The 18,214-nt window shown below is 75.0% G+C and carries 16 protein-coding genes and 4 tRNA genes; 8 read left to right on the top strand and 12 right to left on the bottom strand.

Translation table 11 applies throughout. From position 1 onward, the window contains the following. Window positions 1-3 precede the first annotated feature (3 nt). Window positions 4-3,243 carry a PAS domain-containing protein gene (locus AB0M03_RS16745; RefSeq protein ID WP_363492251.1) on the bottom strand — a complete coding sequence of 1,080 codons (3,240 nt, stop codon included), beginning with the start codon at window positions 3,241-3,243 and terminating at the stop codon, window positions 4-6. Window positions 3,244-3,475: 232 nt separating this feature from the next. Here AB0M03_RS16745 and AB0M03_RS16740 point away from each other — a divergent pair. The 3 genes from AB0M03_RS16740 (at window position 3,476) to AB0M03_RS16730 (ending at window position 3,945) form a co-directional block, all read left to right on the top strand. Next, window positions 3,476-3,566, top strand: a tRNA-Ser gene (locus tag AB0M03_RS16740). Between the two features lie 194 nt (window positions 3,567-3,760). Beyond that, window positions 3,761-3,836: transfer RNA gene (locus AB0M03_RS16735), tRNA-Arg, on the top strand. A gap of 36 nt (window positions 3,837-3,872) precedes the next feature. Next, window positions 3,873-3,945: transfer RNA gene (locus AB0M03_RS16730), tRNA-Arg, on the top strand. Window positions 3,946-4,002: 57 nt separating this feature from the next. Here the strand turns inward: AB0M03_RS16730 and AB0M03_RS16725 are convergent. Together AB0M03_RS16725 and AB0M03_RS16720 are read right to left on the bottom strand one after the other, a co-directional pair. Beyond that, window positions 4,003-5,202 (bottom strand): globin domain-containing protein, encoded by a 1,200-nt coding sequence (locus AB0M03_RS16725; protein WP_363492250.1) that lies wholly within the window; start codon window positions 5,200-5,202, stop codon window positions 4,003-4,005. 10 nt (window positions 5,203-5,212) lie between these two features. Continuing rightward, window positions 5,213-5,641, bottom strand: a complete 429-nt coding sequence (locus AB0M03_RS16720) for a globin domain-containing protein (RefSeq protein ID WP_363492249.1) — start codon at window positions 5,639-5,641, stop codon at window positions 5,213-5,215. A gap of 278 nt (window positions 5,642-5,919) precedes the next feature. Here AB0M03_RS16720 and AB0M03_RS16715 point away from each other — a divergent pair, with 278 nt between their 5' ends. Further along, window positions 5,920-8,334: an Ig-like domain-containing protein gene (locus AB0M03_RS16715; RefSeq protein WP_363492248.1), complete on the top strand. Its 2,415-nt coding sequence runs from the start codon at window positions 5,920-5,922 to the stop codon at window positions 8,332-8,334. A gap of 159 nt (window positions 8,335-8,493) precedes the next feature. Then, entirely contained in the window at window positions 8,494-9,747 is a 1,254-nt protein-coding gene (locus AB0M03_RS16710) for an SPFH domain-containing protein (protein WP_363492247.1), read from the top strand. A gap of 235 nt (window positions 9,748-9,982) precedes the next feature. Here the strand turns inward: AB0M03_RS16710 and AB0M03_RS16705 are convergent, their stop codons facing one another. Continuing rightward, on the bottom strand, window positions 9,983-10,948 hold the full coding sequence (locus AB0M03_RS16705; protein WP_363492246.1) for an aldo/keto reductase: 966 nt from the start codon (window positions 10,946-10,948) through the stop codon (window positions 9,983-9,985). Window positions 10,949-11,114: 166 nt separating this feature from the next. Between AB0M03_RS16705 and AB0M03_RS16700 the strand changes: the two genes are divergently transcribed. After that, window positions 11,115-11,309 carry a hypothetical protein gene (locus tag AB0M03_RS16700; RefSeq protein WP_363492245.1) on the top strand — a complete coding sequence of 65 codons (195 nt, stop codon included), beginning with the start codon at window positions 11,115-11,117 and terminating at the stop codon, window positions 11,307-11,309. A 96-nt stretch (window positions 11,310-11,405) separates the two neighbouring features. Next, window positions 11,406-12,293, top strand: coding sequence for a tyrosine-protein phosphatase (locus tag AB0M03_RS16695; RefSeq protein WP_363492244.1), 888 nt, complete (start codon window positions 11,406-11,408; stop codon window positions 12,291-12,293). A 198-nt stretch (window positions 12,294-12,491) separates the two neighbouring features. On the opposite strand, the gene AB0M03_RS16690 is transcribed toward AB0M03_RS16695, so the two are convergent. From AB0M03_RS16690 to AB0M03_RS16655, 8 genes are all read right to left on the bottom strand, one after another. After that, window positions 12,492-13,388 (bottom strand): RNA polymerase sigma factor SigF, encoded by an 897-nt coding sequence (locus tag AB0M03_RS16690; protein ID WP_363492294.1) that lies wholly within the window; start codon window positions 13,386-13,388, stop codon window positions 12,492-12,494. Window positions 13,389-13,603: 215 nt separating this feature from the next. Continuing rightward, on the bottom strand, window positions 13,604-14,407 hold the full coding sequence (locus AB0M03_RS16685; RefSeq protein ID WP_363492293.1) for an RNA polymerase sigma factor SigF: 804 nt from the start codon (window positions 14,405-14,407) through the stop codon (window positions 13,604-13,606). Between the two features lie 328 nt (window positions 14,408-14,735). After that, a complete protein-coding gene (locus tag AB0M03_RS16680) occupies window positions 14,736-15,029 on the bottom strand; it encodes a Dabb family protein (RefSeq protein ID WP_363492242.1) in 294 nt (97 codons plus the stop codon). Between the two features lie 63 nt (window positions 15,030-15,092). Beyond that, entirely contained in the window at window positions 15,093-15,233 is a 141-nt protein-coding gene (locus AB0M03_RS16675; RefSeq protein ID WP_179419212.1) for a hypothetical protein, read from the bottom strand. 509 nt (window positions 15,234-15,742) lie between these two features. After that, window positions 15,743-15,829: transfer RNA gene (locus tag AB0M03_RS16670), tRNA-Ser, on the bottom strand. Window positions 15,830-15,874: 45 nt separating this feature from the next. Beyond that, window positions 15,875-16,390, bottom strand: coding sequence for a tRNA adenosine(34) deaminase TadA (gene tadA / locus AB0M03_RS16665; protein WP_363492241.1), 516 nt, complete (start codon window positions 16,388-16,390; stop codon window positions 15,875-15,877). 29 nt (window positions 16,391-16,419) lie between these two features. Beyond that, window positions 16,420-16,974, bottom strand: a complete 555-nt coding sequence (locus tag AB0M03_RS16660; RefSeq protein WP_363492240.1) for a hypothetical protein — start codon at window positions 16,972-16,974, stop codon at window positions 16,420-16,422. Between the two features lie 208 nt (window positions 16,975-17,182). Then, window positions 17,183-17,389 (bottom strand): hypothetical protein, encoded by a 207-nt coding sequence (locus AB0M03_RS16655; RefSeq protein ID WP_363492239.1) that lies wholly within the window; start codon window positions 17,387-17,389, stop codon window positions 17,183-17,185. 145 nt (window positions 17,390-17,534) lie between these two features. On the opposite strand from AB0M03_RS16655, the gene upp reads away from it, so the two are divergent. Then, window positions 17,535-18,170: a uracil phosphoribosyltransferase gene (upp, locus tag AB0M03_RS16650; RefSeq protein ID WP_363492238.1), complete on the top strand. Its 636-nt coding sequence runs from the start codon at window positions 17,535-17,537 to the stop codon at window positions 18,168-18,170. Window positions 18,171-18,214 lie beyond the last annotated feature (44 nt).

Genomic DNA, 18,214 nt, shown 5'->3' with positions numbered 1-18,214 from the left:
GCGTCAGCCGCCGGCGACCGCCCCCGCCTCGGAGAGCGAGCCGATCCGGCCGAGCAGGTCGACGATCCTGGACTGCACGTCCTCGGTCGTCGACCGCTCGGCGAGGAACAGCACCGCCTCGCCGGTCCGCAGCCGCGGGAGTTCCTTCCGGTCGAGGTCCACCGAGGTGTAGACGACCATCGGGGTGCGGTGCAGCCGGTCGTTGGCGCGCAGCCAGTCGAGCAGGCCGAGCTGGCGGCGCTCGATCCGCAGCAGGTCCATCACCACCAGGTTCGGCTGCACGCTGCTGGCCCGGGCCACCGCGTCGTTCTCGTCGGTGGCGTGCTCGACGTGCATGCCGCGCCGCTCCAGGCTGGCGATCATGGCGCCGGCGATGTCCTGGTCGGACTCCACCAGCAGCACCCGCGGGGCGTGGTTCTCGCTGTCCCGCGGGGCCAGCGCCCGCAGCAGGACGGCCGGGTCGGCACCGTACGCGGTGTCCCGGCCGGCCTGGCCGAGGCCGGCCGTGACCAGCACCGGCACCCGCTGGTTGAGTGCCGCGGTGCGCAGCGACTCCAGGGCCGTCCGGGTGATCGGGCCGGTCAGCGGGTCCACGAACAGGGCGGCCGGGAAGCCGGAGACCTGGGCGTCGACCTCCTCCCGGGAGCGCACGATGACCGGACGGTAACCGCGCTCCTGCAGGGCCTGCTTGGTGGAGGCGTCCGGCTCGGGCCAGACCAGCAGCCGGCGCGGGCCGCCGTCGAGGGCCGGCACCAGCACGGTCGGCTCCTCGGCGGGCGCCGGCGCAGCCCCGGCCGGGGCGAGCTCGGACAGCGGGCGCGGAGGCGTCCGCGCCTCCAGTGCTGCGGGCGCCGTCGGCTCCTGGGTGCGGGCGGGTGCGGGCAGCGCGGGCAGCTCGGCCTGGGCGCCGTTGCGGCCGCCGGCGGAGGCCGCGTCCGGCTGTTGCGGGAAGGCGCTCGGGAAGGCCGCCGCGAAGGCGCTCTGCAGCGGCCGCGGCGGGCTGAGCTCGCCGAGGCCGGTGCCGACCGGCTGCGGCTGGGCGGGCACGGCGGGGCGGGCCGGTTCGAGTTCCGCCGCCGGTGCGGGCGCGTGGGCGGGCTCGGCGGACGGAGCCGGCCCGTCGGCCGGTGCGGGCAGTGCGGGCGGTCCGGCCTGCGGCGCGGGTTCGGCGGGGCGCTCGGCCGTGGCGGCCTCGGGCTCGGCGGGTACGGCGAGTCGGCGGCGGCGCCCGGTGGGCTGGGCGGCCGGCGCGGACGCGACCGGCGGGCCGGCCGGCAGGGCGTGCTCCAGGCCGGGGTAGACCGGGGTGCCCGGGTCGGGGACGCCGGGCAGCGCGACGGCGCCGGCGGGGGTCTCGTCGGCCGGGGCGCGGCGGCGCCGGCGGGACTGCCGGGGCTCCTCGTTCGGTGCCTGGCCCTGCTGGGTGTCGGCGGCTCCTGCCGTCGGGGTGCCGGACGGCGGGGTGTCGCCCTCGGCGGCCGGCGCGGCGTTGCCGGCCGGGGCCGCGCCGGGGCGGTCGCCGGCGTCGGTGGGGGCGGCGGCGAGCGGTCCGAGCGGGATCGGCCCGCTGCGGTCGCGGTCCGGGTCCTCGGCGGGTGCGGCGGCGGTCCCGGCCCGGCCGTTCTCCCGCGGCTCGGCCGCCGGCAGCTCGGGGAGGTCCGGCAGCATCGCCGTGTCGGTCTCCTTGGGCACGCTCGGCCGCCCGGCCGCCGCACGGGCCGCGGCCGGGTCGAGCGGCAGCTCCACGACGTACGTGGTGCCGGCCCCGCCGGGCAGCTCGTGCCGCTGCAGGACGCCGCCGTGGCGCTCGACGGTGCCGCGGGCGATCGGCAGGTGGACGGGGCTGCTGCGGCGGGCCGGTCCGCGGACCTCGATCCGGGCGACCTCGCCGCGCTGCGCGGCGGCGACCACGACCATCGGGGCCTCCCCGCCGACCGGCGGCAGGGCGGGCACCCCGAGCGAGGGGGACGCATTGGTGCCCGGCGCGTCCAGCGACGGGGTGATGCCGCTGACGTCCGCGACCAGGTGGGCCAGGGCGCGGGCGAGCCGCTCGCGGTCGGCGGTCACGTCGACGGCGGCCGCGTGCACCGAGTAGCGCACCCGGCCGGGGCCGACCAGCTCGCCGGCGTGCTCCACGGCGCGCTGCACGACCGCGTCCAGGCCGACCGGCTTGCGCTTGAGCTGCTGCCGCCCGCTCTCCGCCGCGGCCTCGAAGGCCTGGTGGGAGAGCACGCCCTCGATCAGGGTGCCGAACCGCCGGCACTCGTCCGCCAGCCGGCGCAGCGTCCAGTTGGCCTCGGGCCACAGCTGCCCGGCCGGGTCGGCGGCCAGTGCGTCGATCCGGCGGTGCAGGGCGGTGAGCGCGTCGCCGAGCTCGGTCTCGAGGACGGCGGTGAGGTGCTCGTTGCGAGCGACGAGGGCGAGTTCCTTCGTCCGGTCGGTGAAGGTCATCACCGCGCCGACCAGCTGCTCGCCGTCCCGGACGGGGGCGGTGGTGAGGTCGACGGTGACCGGGCTGCCGTCCTTGCGCCAGAGCACGGCGCCGCGCACCCGGTGCTTCCGGCCGGAGACCAGGGTGTCCATCAGCGCCGAGCCCTCCACGGGGAGGGGCGTGCCGTCCGCCTGGGAGTGCTGGACGAGCGGGTGCAGCTCGCGGCCGCCGAGCTCGCTGGCGCGGTAGTCGAGTATGTGCGCGGCCGAGGGGTTGACCAGCACCACGCGGCCGTCGAGGTCCACGCCGAGGACGCCCTCGGCGGCGGCCCGCAGGATCATCTCGGTCTGCTTGTGCTGGCGCCGCAGCTCCGCCTCGACGCCGAGCCGGCCGGAGAGGTCGCGGACGAGGAGCAGCAGCAGGTCCTGGCCGGAGCCCTCGCGGTAGGGGTCGTACGGGGTGTAGCCGAGGCCCTCGGCCGCGCCGTCGTCGGTGAAGTCGTTGCCGGACACCTCGACCGGGAAGGTGCCGCCGTCGGTGCGGCGGGCGGTCATCCGGACGGGCTTGTCCAGCCCCTCGGCCTCGGTGGTGGCGGGGCGCATGGAGCCGGGGATGCGGCTCGGGTCGAATTCGGGCAGCAGGTCGAGCAGGCCGCGCCCGACCAGGGAGGTGCCGGGCGCCTGCAGGCTCTCCACGGCGGCCTTGTTGGCGTCCACGACGGTGCCGTTGCTGTTCACCAGCAGCAGCGCGTCGGGCAGCGCATCGAGTATCGCGGCGAGGCGAGCAGCGCCTCGGATCGGCCTGCTGCTCACGTCGACAGGTCTCCTCACGGCTTGGGCGCCACGTCGGCGAGGGCTCGCCGGGTGGTCACGGCGGGCGCTCGCGGCTCGCGCTCTCCTCGGGCCCCGGCAGTATCTCATTGTTCTTTGCGCTGTGGACGACCCGCCTAGTAACGTTGTCGGTGGTTGGTGTCGGGCCCGTGGGCTGTGGCATCATCACTTGCGCACGGAGTGCGTCCGGGGTTCCGGGTGCGGTCCGGGTGGAGGAGGCTTCGCCTAGTCCGGTCTATGGCGCCGCACTGCTAATGCGGTTTGGGCCTTAAAGCCCATCGAGGGTTCAAATCCCTCAGCCTCCGCCTCGTGGGAGCCCCGTCGGCACGTCGCCGGCGGGGCTCCCTGCATGTTCGGGCGGGCCGCGCCGCACGTCCGGCAGCCCCCCGGCCTGCCCGGGGACGGCCCGGCCGGCGCCCGGGATCAATCGATTTCACCCCAGGTCGACGGTCATGTAATGTTGTCCCCGCACCGCCCCGGTGGCCAGCCGCCAGGGCGAGCGCTCATAGCTCAACGGATAGAGCACTTGACTACGGATCAAGAGGTTGCAGGTTCGAATCCTGCTGAGCGCACCACAACCCGCCGCAGCGGCTCCTCCGGGAGTCGCACAGGCGCTCATAGCTCAACGGATAGAGCACTTGACTACGGATCAAGAGGTTGCAGGTTCGAATCCTGCTGAGCGCACAGATCGAAGGCCCCCGGTTCTCGCCGGGGGCCTTCGCTGTTCCCGCGGCCGGCCGGTCAGGCCAGCTCGGTGCGGTTGATCCAGGCGACGTCGCGCCGTTCCAGGAACCAGTCCGACGCGGTCAGCGGGCGGCTCCGGTTGAAGGTGGCCGGCACCGGGTCGTGCCGTACGAGCTCCGGGTCCGCGCCGAGGCCGATCAGCCGGGCGGCCACGGCGGGCGCCAGGTCGGGCGGCCCGCTCAGCAGGACGTCCCGGCCCGGGACGCCGCCGAGCCGGGCCAGGCCCTCGTGGACGAGGGCGACGGCCGCGGCCCGGTCGGCCCGGTCCTCCGGGGCCGCGAGCACGACCTCCAGCCGGACGTACCGGTCGACCAACTCGCGGACCGCCGCCAGGTCGTAGTGGTCCGCGTCGCTGCGGGCGCAGAGCAGGACGGTGGCCGGCCGGGTGCCGTCCCGGGCGAGCTGCTCGACGACGGCCTTGACCTGCGCCCAGCCGGTGCCGCCGGCCACGGCCAGCAGCGGCCGCGGGGAGGTCCGGTCCAGCACCGCGCCGCCGAGCGGCGGACCGAGCCGCAGCTGCTCGCCGGGCACGACGTCGTCGACCAGCGCGGTGGAGAGCAGGCCCTCCGGCACCCGGCGGACGTGCACGTCGAGGGTGCCGTCGGCGCGCGGCGCGCAGCCGATCGAGTACGGGCGCCAGACCCGCGGCGCCCGCGGCGAGCAGAGCGTGAGGTACTGGCCGGGGGTGAACGGATAGGGGTGGTCGGGCGCGAGGGTGAGCACCGCGACGTCCGGCGCGGCCCGGCGCCGGTGCACCACCTCCGCCTGCCACCAGGCGGGGCGGTCGGCGGGGACGGCCGCCGCGGCGTCGATCATGGCCTGGGAGACGACCGTCCACGCCTCCGTCCAGGCCTTCTCGTGCTCCTTCGTCCAGGTGTGGCCGCAGAAGTGCTTCAGCGAGGCGATCAGGCTGGCACCCACGGCGGGGTAGTGCTCGGGCAGGGCGCCGAACTTGCGGTGGTCGCGGCCCAGGGCGGCGAGGTAGCCGGTGAGCCGCTCCGGATCGTCCAGGCACTGCACCACACGGGTGATCGCGGCGAGCAGCCTGTCCCGCTGTTCGTCCATCCGCTCCGGGAAGAGGTCACGGACGCCGGGGTTGTGGGTGAACAGGTGGGCGTAGAAGTAGGCGGTCAGCTGGTCGGCGCGCCGCTCGACCACGGCGAGGCCGGCCCGCAGGACCGCGGGGTCGAAGGGCACGGGCCCGGCCTCACACGTCCGCCCCGGACGTGCCGGCTTCCGCCAGCGCCCGGCCCATGGTGTCGGCGACGATGCCGTACACCGCCGCCCAGGCGGCCTCGGCCTCCGGCGACCAGGTGTCGCCGGCGAAGTGCCGCAGGGTGGCTATCAGGCTGGCGCCCACCGCGGGGAAGTGCTCCGGCAGGGCGCCGTACGCGGCGTGCCGGCGGCCCAGCGCGGTCAGGCTGCCGACCAGGGCGTCGGTGTCCTCCAGTTGGGAGACGAGCGTGCCGAGTGCGGCGAACAGGCGGTCCTGCTGCTCGTCCATGTGCTCGGCGAACAGCGGCCGGACGTCGGGGTGGTGCTCGAACAGGTGCCGGTAGAACCAGGCCGTCACCTCGGTGCCGTGGGACTCGACGGAGGCGAAGGTGCTCTTCACGAGAACGGGGTCGATGCTCACGGGCGCCGACTCTACTGACGGTGTCTCATATCGAACAGGGCGCAGCCGGGGACGATCGGGAAAGCGCGGGGAATCCGGATCGTGATTCGGCCGGAACGGCCGGAAATTGCCCCCGGGCCCCGCGACTGCGGCGCGTGGACGACCAATCGGGTGCACCTGTGGACCGGCCCGCGGGTGTCGGAAGGTGACGGACCGTCGGGCGTGCTTCGCTCAAGCCGGATGTTATGGCCGCGTCATCCCCGGCTCGCGGCCCGGCCACGGCAGCGAAGGAGAGCGGGATGAACCGACGGTCCCCGGCCGCCGCGCCCCGCCGCGCCCTGGCCGCAGCGGCGGCCACCGGGCTGTTGCTGCCCGCCGCGGCCGGCCGGGCCCCGGCCCAGCAGACCCCCTCGGGCTGGAACCAGGAGCGCCGGGCCACCCTGCCCTCCGGCCTCACCGTCCGGCTCGATCTCGACACCCCTCCCGGAATCACCGCGAAGGTCTCACCCGGAACGCTCGGCGAACACACCGGCAGCGGTGCGGCGTACACGGACGGGCTGCGCGCCGGTGATCCCGCCGAGATCTTCGCCGTCACCGCCGACCGCCCCTCCGCGGACGGCTCCTGGCGCACGATCGGCACCCTGCGGATCGCCTTCTCCCGGCCCCTGCGAAATCCCAGACTGCACGTCAGCGGCCTCACCGCACGCACCACCGGCACCACGGGCACCACCGCCACCGCCGTCCGGCTCGCCGTCGCCGACGGCACCCCGACCGCACCCGCACTCGTCGGTCGCACCGCCTGGACGGGCTGGACGGTCACCGGGAACGAACTCTCCCCGCCCGCCGACGCTGACGCCGACGGCGCGTCCGACGGCACCGGCACCCTCGAACTCTCCGGCACCGTCGGCACCGCCATCCTCCGCCTCGAACAGCGGACCACCGCCCGGGACGGCTCCACCACTCCGCCGTCCCCGCTGCGCACCGCCGTCACCGTCACCGTCGACGAGTCGCTCGGCACCGCCCCGCAGGGCTACGGCAACGCCTCGCACCTGCTCTCCGACCTCTGGCTCGGCCGGGACGCCTCCGACGAGGCACACCGGGCCCGGGCCGTCCCGCCGGCCGCCACCCGGCCGCTGGTGGCCGGCCCCGGCGCGGCCACCACCTCCTCGGACGCCGAACCGGCGGCCACCCGGCCGCTGGTGGAGATCGCCTTCGCCGGCCCGCACAGCATCTGGGCCGCCCCCCGGCAGCCGCGCAGCGGGCCCGGCCGCAGCGAGTACGCCGGCGACGACCCGACCCTGGCCTTCCCCGCCGAGGCGGCCACCGGCGACTACTACCGACTGGACGTCCCGGTCGCCCCCGGTGGCGGGCCCGCCGTGCTGGCCGGCTGGGTGGACTTCGACCGCAACGGCCGCTTCGACCCGATGGAGCGGGTGCAGGCCGAGGTGCCGGCCGGTGCCACCGGCGCCCGGCTGGAGTGGGCCGTCACCGGCCGGGTCGTGGCCGGCGAGACCTGGGCACGGCTGCGCATCGCCCGGGACGCCTCCCAACTGGTCGCCCCCGGCGGCTTCGCCGACTCCGGCCAGGTCGTCGACCAGCGGATCAGGCTGGCCGCCGGCTCCGTCCGCCCCGAGATCACCGCACTGGTCGACGGTGCCGTCACCGCGGACGTCCGCCCGGAGATCGCCGGCGCCGGTGCGCTCGCGGGCGCGACGGTGGCCGTCACCGAGGCCGGTGCGGAGCTCTGCCGGGCGGGGGCGGCGAAGGACGGCGGCTGGAGCTGCCGTCCCGCTGCGCCGCTCGCCGACGGGCCGCACACCCTGGTCGCGGTGGAGACCACCCGCACCGGCGCGGTGCTGCACAGCGAGCCCGTCCGACTCGCCGTCAAGACCGCGCCGCCCGCCGCCCCCGTGCTGACACTGCCCGAGTTCACCAACGATCCGGGGCTGCCGATGGCCGGCAGCGGCGAACCGGGCAGCACAGTGTCGGTGACCGACCCGGGCGGGACGACCCCGTCCGCCGGGGAGCTGTGCAGCACCGGCGTCGGCGCGGACGGCGCGTGGTCCTGCCTGCCGGTGGAGAACCTCGCCGACGGCGTGCACCGGCTGACCGCCACCGCCGTCGACCCGGCCGGCAACAGCACCCGCGGCCGGGAGGCCGCGCTGACCGTGGACACCGCCGCCCCGCCCCGGCCCGTCCTCGACGCGCCGAAGGCCGGTGAGACCGTCGGCGCCCGTCCGAGGTTCGCCGGCCGGGCGGAGCCCGCGGCCACCGTCGCCGTCACCGCCGGGGGGCAGGCGGCCGGCGGCGAACGGCTCGCGCTGTGCACCGCCACCGCGGCCGCCGACGGCGGTTGGGCGTGCACCGCCGACCGCCCCCTCGCCGACGGTGACCAGGTGCTGCTCGCCACCGCCACCGACCGGGCCGGGAACGGCACGCCCGGGGAGCCGGTGGCGGTGCACGCGGCGGCCGCGCCCGCGTCGACGGAGGCTGCTTCGCAGCCCCCGTCCGGGGGAGAGGGCGGGTCCGCCGCGCCTTCCGGGCGGGTGCGTGCGGTGCCGCCGCCCCTGGAGCGGCCGGCCGCGGAGCCCTCCGCGCTCCCGGTCGCCGGGCGCCTCGCGGTGTACGGCGGGTCGGCGGCGGCACTGGTGGCAGCCGGACTGCTGCTGCGGCGCATCCTGGCCCGCGGCACGGGGAGCCGCAGACGACGCTGACTATTCGTCAATTCGCTTGCCCGGGCGGCTTCGACACGCCCACCTGCGTCCGAAATGTCGCATTTGATGACCGGTCAACTTAGCCTGAAACCGGCGTTGCCCGCCCGTTCTCGCAGACGGGCCGCCCGTTTGCGCCGCACCCGAACCCGAGGACCGTGCATGGACGTCACCCGCGACTCATCGCCACGACCCGTTTCCCGGCCCGCCGGTCCGCCCGACCTCCCGGCCGGCGGCCCCGGAGAGGCCGGCGCGGCCGTGTCCACCGCGGCCACCGGCCGGGCCCAGCCCGTCCGCGCCGCGTCCGGCGGCCTCGCCGCGCCGCCCACGGGGAAGACCTCGCCCGCACCCGCGGACGACCCGGACGGCCCGCCCACCTGCCGGCTCACACCCGTCCGCCCCGAGGCGGACGCCGCCGGGTCGGCGAGCCGCCGCCCGCCGCGGGTCGACCAGGCACTGCGCGAGCGGCACGCCCTCGCCGCGCCCGGCTGGCTGGCCCTGCTCGTCCTGCTGCTCGGCACGGCCGGGCTGCTCGTCGTCCTCGTCCGGGCCGGAGTGGTACCGGAGTTCGAGGCGCTGCCGGACATCCGCAGCGAGGCCGTACGGCGCGGCGGGCCGACCGGACTGACGCCCGCCGAGATCGCGGCCGTCGCCGCCATCGGCCTGCTGATGGTCGCCGTCCTGGCCGGACTGCTGTCCAACCCCGGCGGCGAGGCCCGGGTCCTGACCCGCTGGGGCTGCTACCGCGGCACCGTCCGGCGGGCCGGGCTGCTCTGGGTCAACCCGTTCGTCCGGCGCCGCCGGGTGGACGTCAGGCTGCGGCACTGGCGCAGCGACCAGGTGACGGTCACCGACCGCACGGGCACCCCGATCGTCGTCCGGCTACTGGTGGTCTGGCGGGTCCGGGACACCGCCCGCGCCGTGCTCTCCGTCGCCGACCACGAGACGTACCTGCGCGAGCAGATCCACGCGGTGCTCAGCCGCACCGCCAGCCGGCTGCCCTGCGACTCCAACGCAGGCCCCGGGCCCGCGCTGCGCGACGGCCAGTGGTTCTCCGAGGAGCTCAGCCGCTCCCTCGCCGCCGAGGCGCACGCGGCGGGCCTGGAGGTGTACTCCGTCCAGCCCGTCGCCCTGGAGTACGCGCCCGAGGTCGCCGAGTCCATGCGCCGCCGCCGGCTCGCCGACCTGGACGCGGGCCTGCGCACCGTCCTGGTGGACGACGCGGTGGAGGCCGCCGCACTCGCCGTCCGCCGCCTGGAACGCGCCACCGCCCACCAGCTCGACGAGGCGGCCCGCAGCGCCCTGATGGAACAACTGCTGGTCGCCTTCGTCGCCCCGGCCGGCGTCAGCGCCCCCGTGCCCGCCCCCGCCGTCCGCAAGGAGGGCACCGCCCGCAAGGAAGGCCGGCCGGCGTGACCGGACGGTCCACCGCAGCGTCCACCCGGACCGGGCGGCCGCCGCGCCGGCCGGCAAGGCGCCGGGCACGCAGCCGGCCGTACGGCCCGGAACCCGGGCACCGTCCGCATCGCCACCCTGTGGGGCGTGTCATCGACCCCGGCTGTGGGCCACCCCACGGGTGCGAGGAGCCGCGCGAGGCGGAAGGTTCCACACCGTTTTCCCGATTCGCGCAGCTCCCGTGTCCCCGCCGGGCTCAGTCGGAGGCCGCGTCCAGCAGGGCGATCTCGTCCTCGGCGAGCTGCAGGCCGGCCGCGGCCAGCAGCGGCGGCAGCTGGTCGACGGTGCGGGCGCTGGCGATCGGCGCCGCCACCGTCGGCCGGGAGGCCAGCCAGGCCAGTGCCACCGTGGCGGGCTGCACGCCGTGCACGGCGGCGACCTTGTCGAGCGCCTCCAGCACCAGCGGGCCGCGCGGCTCCGCCAGGTAGCGGGCGGCGCCCTGGGCCCGGGCGCTGGCCACCCCGGTGCCGCCCGGCCGGTACTTGCCCGTCAGGAAGCCCGAGGCCAGCGCGTAGTACGGCACGGCCGACAGCCCGTTCGCCGCGACCACCGCGGCGAGCCCGCCCTCGTAGGTGCCGCGGGAGACCAGGTTGTAGTGCGGCTGCACGGCCACGTAGCGGGCCAGGCCCTCGCGGTCGGAGAAGGCCAGCGACTCGGCGAGCCGGTCCGCGCCGATGTTGGAGGCGGCGATCTCGCGGACCTTCCCCTCCTTCACCAGCTCGTCCAGGGCGGTGACGATCTCCTCGACCGGGGTCTCGGGGTCGTCCCGGTGGGTGTAGAAGAGGTCGATCCGCTCGATGCCGAGCCGGACGAGCGACTGCTCGGCGACCCGCTTGATGTTGGCGGCCTTGAGCCCGGGCGCGTCCGGGTGCATGCCGGCCTTGGTGGCGACCACGATGTCGTCGCGGTTGCCGCGGCTGCGCAGCCAGTTGCCGATCACGGTCTCGGACTCGCCGCCGGTGTTGCCGGGGACCCAGGCCGAGTAGACGTCGGCGGTGTCGACGAAGTTGCCGCCGGCCGCCGCGTAGGCGTCGAGGACGGCGAAGGACTCGGTCTCGTCCGCCGTCCAGCCGAAGACGTTGCCGCCGAGGGAGAGCGGCGAGACGGCCAGGTGGGAGGCGCCGAGGGTCACCCGGCGGGCGTCGTTGCGGGTTTCGGTCATGCCGCGAGTCAACCCGATCGCCGCTCCGGCCATTCCGCGGCCCGGTACGAGTTCACGATCCTGTCGCACGGGCGTTGCACGCGCAGGTGGGGGGAGCCTGTGGAGATCCCCTCGCCCAGGGGTCCGGGCTGTTCCGCGGGCGGCCGGGTTGGCTAGAGTCCCTGCCATGGCTGACAACGACTACGACCCCGCCGGCAGCACCCAGATGTTCCGGGCGTTCGTCGACGAGACCCCGGCTCCGCAGGCTCCCGGCTCCGTGAACACCTACGGCACCAGCTCCAACCGCAGCGGCGCGATCATCGCCGCCGTGGTGCTGGCCCTCCTCGTCATCGGCGGCGTGGTCTGGCTCGCCGTCAAGTAGGCAGGGGACGGGCACGCGGATCCCGCCGGACGGGGCGGTCCCTAGACTGATCGGGCCCGCGCCCGCCGCACCACCGCGCCACAGGAGGCCGCCGCCGTGACCCAGCCCACCGAGACCGCTCGCAGCCTGGGCCTGAGAGGCGCGGTCAACGCCCGCGACCTGGGCGGCTACCGGACGGCCGACGGCCGGACGGTGCGGCCCGGTGCTGCGCTGCGCGCGGACGCGCTCAACCGCCTCACCGAGGACGACCTGCAGGCCCTCGCCGACCACGGCCTGCGGCAGATCGTCGACCTGCGCAGCCTCGACGAGGTCCGCGAGGCGGGCCCGGACCGGGTGCCCGGCCTGCCCACCGCCGAGATCTCCGCGGCGGAGCTGTCCGCGACCCCGGTCACCGTCGAGCGCACCGCCGCCGACGGCATCACGCTGCACCACCTGCCGGTCTTCGCCCGCGACTTCGACATCTACGTCGCCCTGCGCAACGCCCTCGCCGACCGGGACGCCGACAAGCAGCGCGCCCTGCTCGGCCACGGCAAGGCGGAGGCGATGATGGTCGGCCTCTACCGCTGGTTCGTCACCGACGCCGTCGCCCGCGACCGCTTCGCCACGGTGATCCGGCTGCTCGCCGAGCCGGACGGCACCCCGCTGCTCTTCCACTGCTCGGCCGGCAAGGACCGCACCGGCTGGACGGCCGCCCTGGTGCTCACCGCCCTCGGCGTCGACCGCGACACCGTGTACGAGGACTACCTGCTCACCAACGAGCGCACCGCCGCGATCGTCGAGCACGTCGTCGACAGCTTCGGCACCCGCGGCCTGATGGAGGAGCCCGCGCTGCTGCTGCCCGTCTTCCGGGCCGACCGCGGCTACCTGGACGCCGCCTTCGAGGAGGTCGCGGCCGGCTGGCCGACCTTCCAGGACTTCTGGCGGGACGGCCTCGGCCTGGACGGTGCGGTGCTCGACGGACTGCGGGCCAACCTGCTCTCCTGACCCAGGAGCTCCGGGACGCGTCTTCAAAGCCAGGGGTGTCCCACAAGGGGCGCGGGGAACTGCGCAATTCGGATGCGGGCCAGTATCGGAACACGGCTCGGCCCGTGCTGCCGTCACATCTGCCCCCGGCCTGCGCAGCGCCGGCCGCCCCGCCCCGGCCGGTGCCGCGGGCAGGGCGTCGGACAGCCGTCGCCCCGGTCAGCCCTCCGCGGTGAGGCCGGCCCGGAGCTGTGCCAAGGTCCTGGTCAGCAGCCGGGAGACGTGCATCTGCGAGATGCCGATCTCCTCGCCGATCTGCGACTGCGTCAGGTTGCCGAAGAACCGCAGCATGATGATCCGCCGCTCGCGCGGCGGGAGCTTGGCCAGCAGCGGCTTCAGCGACTCGCGGTACTCCACGCCCTCCAGCGCCAGGTCGTCGTAGCCCAGCCGGTCGGCGAGCGGCCCCTCGCCGTCCTCCTCGCCGGGGACGGAGTCCAGCGAGCTGGCGGTGTACGCGTTGCCGACGGCGAGGCCCTCGACGACGTCCTCCTCGCTGACGCCCAGGCAGACCGCCAGCTCGGCGACGGTGGGGGAGCGGTCGAGCTTCTGCGCCAGCTCGTCGCCGGCCTTGGTGAGGGCCAGCCGGAGCTCCTGCAGCCGCCTCGGCACCCGCACCGACCAGCTGGTGTCCCGGAAGAAGCGCTTGATCTCGCCGACCACGGTGGGCATGGCGAAGGTCGGGAACTCCACCCCGCGGTCCGGGTCGAACCGGTCGATGGCCTTGATCAGCCCGATCGTGCCGACCTGGACGATGTCCTCCATCGGCTCGTTGCGGCTGCGGAACCGCGCCGAGGCGTACCGCACCAGCGGCAGGTTGAGCTCGATCAGCGTGTCCCGGACGTAGGCGTGCTCCTCGCCGCCCGGCTCCAGGGCGGCCAGCCGCCGGAACAGCGAACGCGAGAGCGTCCGGGTGTCCAGCGGGCGGTCGCCCACCAGCGGCTGCCCGCCGCCGCCCGGCGCCGGCCCGGCCTCCTGCGCCGCAGCCGTATCGCTGCCTTCCTGCGGTGCGCCCTGCTGGCGCGGGATCGCCTGCACCACGGCCCGCACGGCGGCCACCCGCTCCACAGGGATCTCCTCGACGACCGCACCGACCGGCGGCTCTCCGGACACGCGCCCCACCCCCTCGTGACTGACTGTTCAACGGGCACCACCAGTGCGTGGTTCCCGCCGACGCGCCCTCCCTCCACCCCCATACCGGCCCACCGGCCCCGGCAAACCCGGCCGTTGCGAGATGTCACACGGCGGTAACGCGGCGCGACCCCCGCGGGGGCTCACTCCTCCCAGGAGTTGCCGGTCCGCAGCCGGGTGAGGATGCGCGAGAGCAGCCGCGAGACGTGCATCTGGGACATCCCGAGCTCGGTGGAGATCTGCGACTGCGTCAGGTTGGCGAAGAACCGCAGCATGATGATCCGCCGCTCCCGCTCGGGCAGCTGCACCAGCAGGTGGCGCACCATGTCGCGGTGCTCGACGTCGGCCAGCGCGGAGTCCTCGTAGCCGAGCCGGTCGAGCAGGGCGAGGCCGCCCTCGTGCTCCTGCGCGGCCTCCAGCGAGGCGGCGTTGTACGCCCGGCCGGCGTCCAGGCAGGCGCGGACGTCCTCCTCGGGGATGCGCAGGCTGGCCGCGATCTCCGGCACCTTGGGCGCCCGCCCGTGGGTGACGGTGAGCTCCTCCATGGCGCCGCTGACCTGCACCCACAGCTCCTGGAGCCGCCGCGGCACGTGCATGGTGCGGACGTTGTCGCGGAAGTACCGCTTGATCTCGCCGAGGATGGTCGGCAGTGCGTAGGTGGGGAACTGCACCCCGCGGCTGGGGTCGAACCGGTCGATCGCGTTGATCAGCCCGATCGTGCCGACCTGGACGATGTCCTCCATGGGCTCGCTGCGGCTACGGAACCGGGTGGCGGCGTACCGGACCAGCGGGATGTTGATCTCGATCAGGGCCGCCCGGACGCGTTCCCGCTCCGGGGCGTCGGGGGGCAGCTCGGCGAGCCGCTCGAACAGGACCCGGGTGAGCGTGCGGACGTCCACGGGCGTGCGGGTGCCGTTCTGGCGGTCCCTCAGCCCGGCGGCCTTCAGCTCCGCGACGAGGCTCTCCGCGGGCTGCGGGGCGGACTGCTCCCCGTCGGTGCCCCGCGCGCTGTCCTGTGTCCGCACGGACACGTCACCCCTCCCAGAGTCGGCATCTGCGATTCGGCCGCCCTCCGGGCGGTCCGGCCGCGCTCACCACCTCGCCAGATCCGGCAAAACTGGTCATAGCATCACAAGTCGTCCACAGCGGCGGCAAGCACCACTCGTACGCGTGTTGGCTGACAGTGGTGCGGCCCAGGAACGCACCGAGCCCTCCGCCCGGGGTAGGGGCGGAGGGCCGCAGGGGTAGTGCGTATGCGATGTTCTGGGCGGGGGATCAGACCTCGATGTCGGCGATCACCCAGGTGGCGAACTCCCGCCACTGCCCGGCGGCGGCCTGGTGGGCCGGGTGGGTCAGGTACGACTGCAGCGCGTCCCGGTCCTCGACCAGGCTGTTGATCGCGTAGTCGTAGGCGATGTCGCGCACGGTGGTGTTCCAGCCGCACTCCCACTCGCGCAGCTCCGGGATCTGCGGGCCGAGCTCCTCGAACGCCTTCGCGCCGGCGATCGCCCGCTCGTCGTCCCGGGAGACGCCGTCGTTGAGCTTGAACAGGACCAGGTGCCGGATCACGATGCCGCTCCTAGCTGAAGAGGGTGGACGAACCCCGCCACGGTAGCCGCTCGCCGGCCGGCCTCAGTTCACCAGCCCGGTCATGAACGTCCCGACCGCCTTCGCCGCGTCCGAGATGCCTACGAACCCGGACTGCACCAGCTCCGCCGCCCTGGTCGGTGAGGTGATGATCGTGTAGATCACGAAGATGAGCAGGAGATACATGCCGATCTTCTTCGCCTGAGCCATCGAACTGGCCTGCCTCCCTGCCACGGGCCGCCCCCGCTCTCCCCGGACGCCCCTCCGCTGCTGCGCAGCTTATCCACCGGACGGCCCATCGGGTGAGGGCGGTGTTCACTCCCCGGGACGAAGGTCCCCGCGAGTGGGGGCTTTGTACGGGTGCCCGGCACCGCCCGGTGCCGCACGATGGAGGTGTGCCGCGGGATCTGGCAGGAATCCCCGGTGCTGGGAACCGGGACTCCCCGCTGTGGGACCGGGCGCCGCTGCTTCCCCCTGACGCGGCGCCGGTGGTGGGAGACCCGACGGGGGCGCGGCCCCTCCCCCCGAGGCCGCGCCCCCTCCGACTCCGAAGGGCCGCCGGGTCACCGACCCGGCGGCCCTTCGCACGCCTGACACTCCGCCACCGCCGCCCGGGCGGCCGCTCCGGGGCGGTCCACGACGAGCAGTGCACGACGAAGGGCCCCGACCGCTGAGGTCGGGGCCCTTCGGAGAAGCGGTAGCGGTGGGATTCGAACCCACGGTGGAGTTGCCCCCACACACGCTTTCGAGGCGTGCTCCTTTGGCCGCTCGGACACGCTACCGAGGGAGACTCTACCGGACGGATCGGGCGGTCACGAAATCCGTATTCAGCGCTGGGTCTCGAAGAACGCGAGCAGCTGTGCCGAGCACTCGTCGGCGAGGACGCCGGGGACGACCTCCGGCCGGTGGTTGAGTCGGCGGTCGCGCATCACGTCGAAGAGCGAGCCGGCCGCACCGGCCTTGGGGTCGAGGGCGCCGTAGACCACGCGGTCGATCCGGGAGAGCACGATGGCGCCGGCGCACATGGTGCACGGCTCCAGCGTGACGACCAGGGTGCAGCCGCTCAGCCGCCACTCGCCGACGGCCGCGGCGGCCTGCCGGACGGCCACCACCTCGGCGTGCCCGGTGGGGTCGCCGTCCGCCTCGCGGACGTTGTGGCCGCGGCCGATCACCTCGCCGCCGGGCCCGAGCACGAGCGCCCCGACCGGTACGTCGCCGGTGGCGGTGGCCAGTGCCGCCTCGTCCATGGCGAGGCGCATCAGGTCCTTCCACCGGTCGCGTACCGGGTCGGGGCGGACGGGGGCGGGCAGGGGGGTGATCTGCGGGGCAGGTGCGGACTGCATGGCACCAGTGTCGGGCACCGGCACGACCGCTACCGAACGGCCTCCAGCACCTCGCCGGCGCCGAGCGCATCGGCGATCTCGGCGAGCGCGTCGCCGGGGACGGCCCCTTCGCCGGCCAGCGCCAGCAGCTCCCGGGCGGAGAGCCCGAAGTCGGCGAGCAGGTCGGAGTCGCCGAGCGGACCGGCCTGGGCGCCGATCGGGCCGTCGGCGTCCTCGTCGTCGGCGTCCTCGCCGGACTCCGCCGCCGCCTCCTCGTCGTCCTCCTCGACGTCCGCGACGAGGACGTCGAGGTCGTCGAAGTCCTCCGCGTCGATCAGTTCGTCGGTCAGCACCGAGCCGTACGAACTGCGCGCCGCGGCGGCGCCGTCGGAGACGAAGATGCGCGGGTCGTCCTCACCGTCCACGCGGACGACGCCGAACCAGGCGTCCTCCTGTTCGATGAAGACCAGGACGCTGTCGTCGTCCTGAGCGGCCTCGCGGGCCAGGTCGGCCAGGTCGGCCAGGGTTTCGACGTCGTCGAGTTCCGTCTCGCTCACATCCCACCCGCCATCGGTGCGAGCAAGCACTGCAGCGAAGTACGCCACCAGGGACACTCCCAAGATTGGTCTCGGCTGTAGGCGATCTCGGGCGAACGCGGTCTGGCCGCCCCCGCGCCAGAGGCGGTCCGCTGTTCGGACCGTCCCTCCGGCATCGTGACAGAAAGCCCGGCGCTGCGGGGGGTGTTCGGCAGCGCGTCTTTGCAGGTCGTGTCGGAATGGCTGGTCGGCGGCCGACGAGTCGGGAGCTCCCGCGTCAGATCCGGAAGGTTCGCATCCGCATGGCCTCGCGCATCCGCCGCTCCTTGGTGCGCCTGGGCTGGACCCGGGCCCGCAGCTCGCGCGCTTCCGCGAGCTCGCGGAGGAACACGGCGCGGCGCTTGCGGCGCTGGGCCTCGGTCTCGGGGGCGTCGGGCCCGGACTCGCCTGTCGAGCCGGCCCCGGTGTCCGGGTTGCTCTTCATACGGTCCGACTTTCCCAGAAGTGTCCGCTTGATACCACGCGGAAGGTCTCGGTTCGGCTTCCCCGGTTCGCCCGCCGTCACACCTGGTTCCGGGCCGTTCCCCGGCGAGTCGTACGCATGTGCCCCAGGCCGTTATCGTCGAGACATGCGTCTCCACGTCGTCGACCACCCCCTGGTCGCCCACAAGCTCTCCACCCTGCGCGACGAGCGCACCGACTCGCCGACCTTCCGCCGCCTCACCGACGAGCTGGTCACCCTGCTCGCCTACGAGGCCACCCGGGACGTCCGGACCGAGCAGGTGGAGGTCACCACTCCGGTCGCCGTCACCACCGGCACCCGGCTGAGCCACCCGCGGCCGCTGGTCGTCCCGATCCTGCGGGCCGGCCTCGGCATGCTGGACGGGATGACCCGGCTGCTCCCGACCGCCGAGGTCGGCTTCCTGGGCATGGTCCGCAACGAGGAGACGCTGGAGGCGTCCACCTATGCGACCCGGATGCCCGACGACCTCTCCGGCCGCCAGGTCTACGTCCTCGACCCCATGCTGGCCACCGGCGGCACCCTGGTCGCCGCGATCCGGATGCTCCTGGAGCGCGGCGCCACCGACGTCACCGGCGTGGTGCTGCTGGCCGCCCCGGAGGGCGTCGAGGTGGTCGAGAAGGAGCTGGCCGACCAGCCCGTCAGGATCGTGACCGCGGCCCTGGACGAGCGCCTCAACGAGCACGGCTACATCGTCCCCGGCCTCGGCGACGCGGGCGACCGGCTGTACGGCACCGCGGGCTGACCGGCCCGACCTGCCCGAAGGGCCCCGCTCCTCCCGGGAGGAGC

Source organism: Kitasatospora sp. NPDC051914 (assembly GCF_040680995.1).
Classification (GTDB): Bacteria; Actinomycetota; Actinomycetes; order Streptomycetales; family Streptomycetaceae; genus Kitasatospora.
The sequence above is the reverse complement of the archived record's forward strand: the minus strand, read 5'-3'. Positions and strand labels throughout refer to the sequence as shown.

Excerpts from the sequence above, each read along its gene's own strand:
- upp (WP_363492238.1), top strand. The coding sequence starts at position 17,535 with ATGCGTCTCCACGTCGTCGACCACCCCCTGGTCGCCCACAAGCTCTCC.
- AB0M03_RS16715 (WP_363492248.1), top strand. The coding sequence starts at position 5,920 with ATGAACCGACGGTCCCCGGCCGCCGCGCCCCGCCGCGCCCTGGCCGCA.
- AB0M03_RS16705 (WP_363492246.1), bottom strand. The coding sequence starts at position 10,948 with ATGACCGAAACCCGCAACGACGCCCGCCGGGTGACCCTCGGCGCCTCC.
- AB0M03_RS16700 (WP_363492245.1), top strand. The coding sequence starts at position 11,115 with ATGGCTGACAACGACTACGACCCCGCCGGCAGCACCCAGATGTTCCGG.
- AB0M03_RS16710 (WP_363492247.1), top strand. The coding sequence starts at position 8,494 with ATGGACGTCACCCGCGACTCATCGCCACGACCCGTTTCCCGGCCCGCC.
- AB0M03_RS16675 (WP_179419212.1), bottom strand. The coding sequence starts at position 15,233 with ATGTATCTCCTGCTCATCTTCGTGATCTACACGATCATCACCTCACCG.
- AB0M03_RS16655 (WP_363492239.1), bottom strand. The coding sequence starts at position 17,389 with ATGAAGAGCAACCCGGACACCGGGGCCGGCTCGACAGGCGAGTCCGGG.
- tadA (WP_363492241.1), bottom strand. The coding sequence starts at position 16,390 with ATGCAGTCCGCACCTGCCCCGCAGATCACCCCCCTGCCCGCCCCCGTC.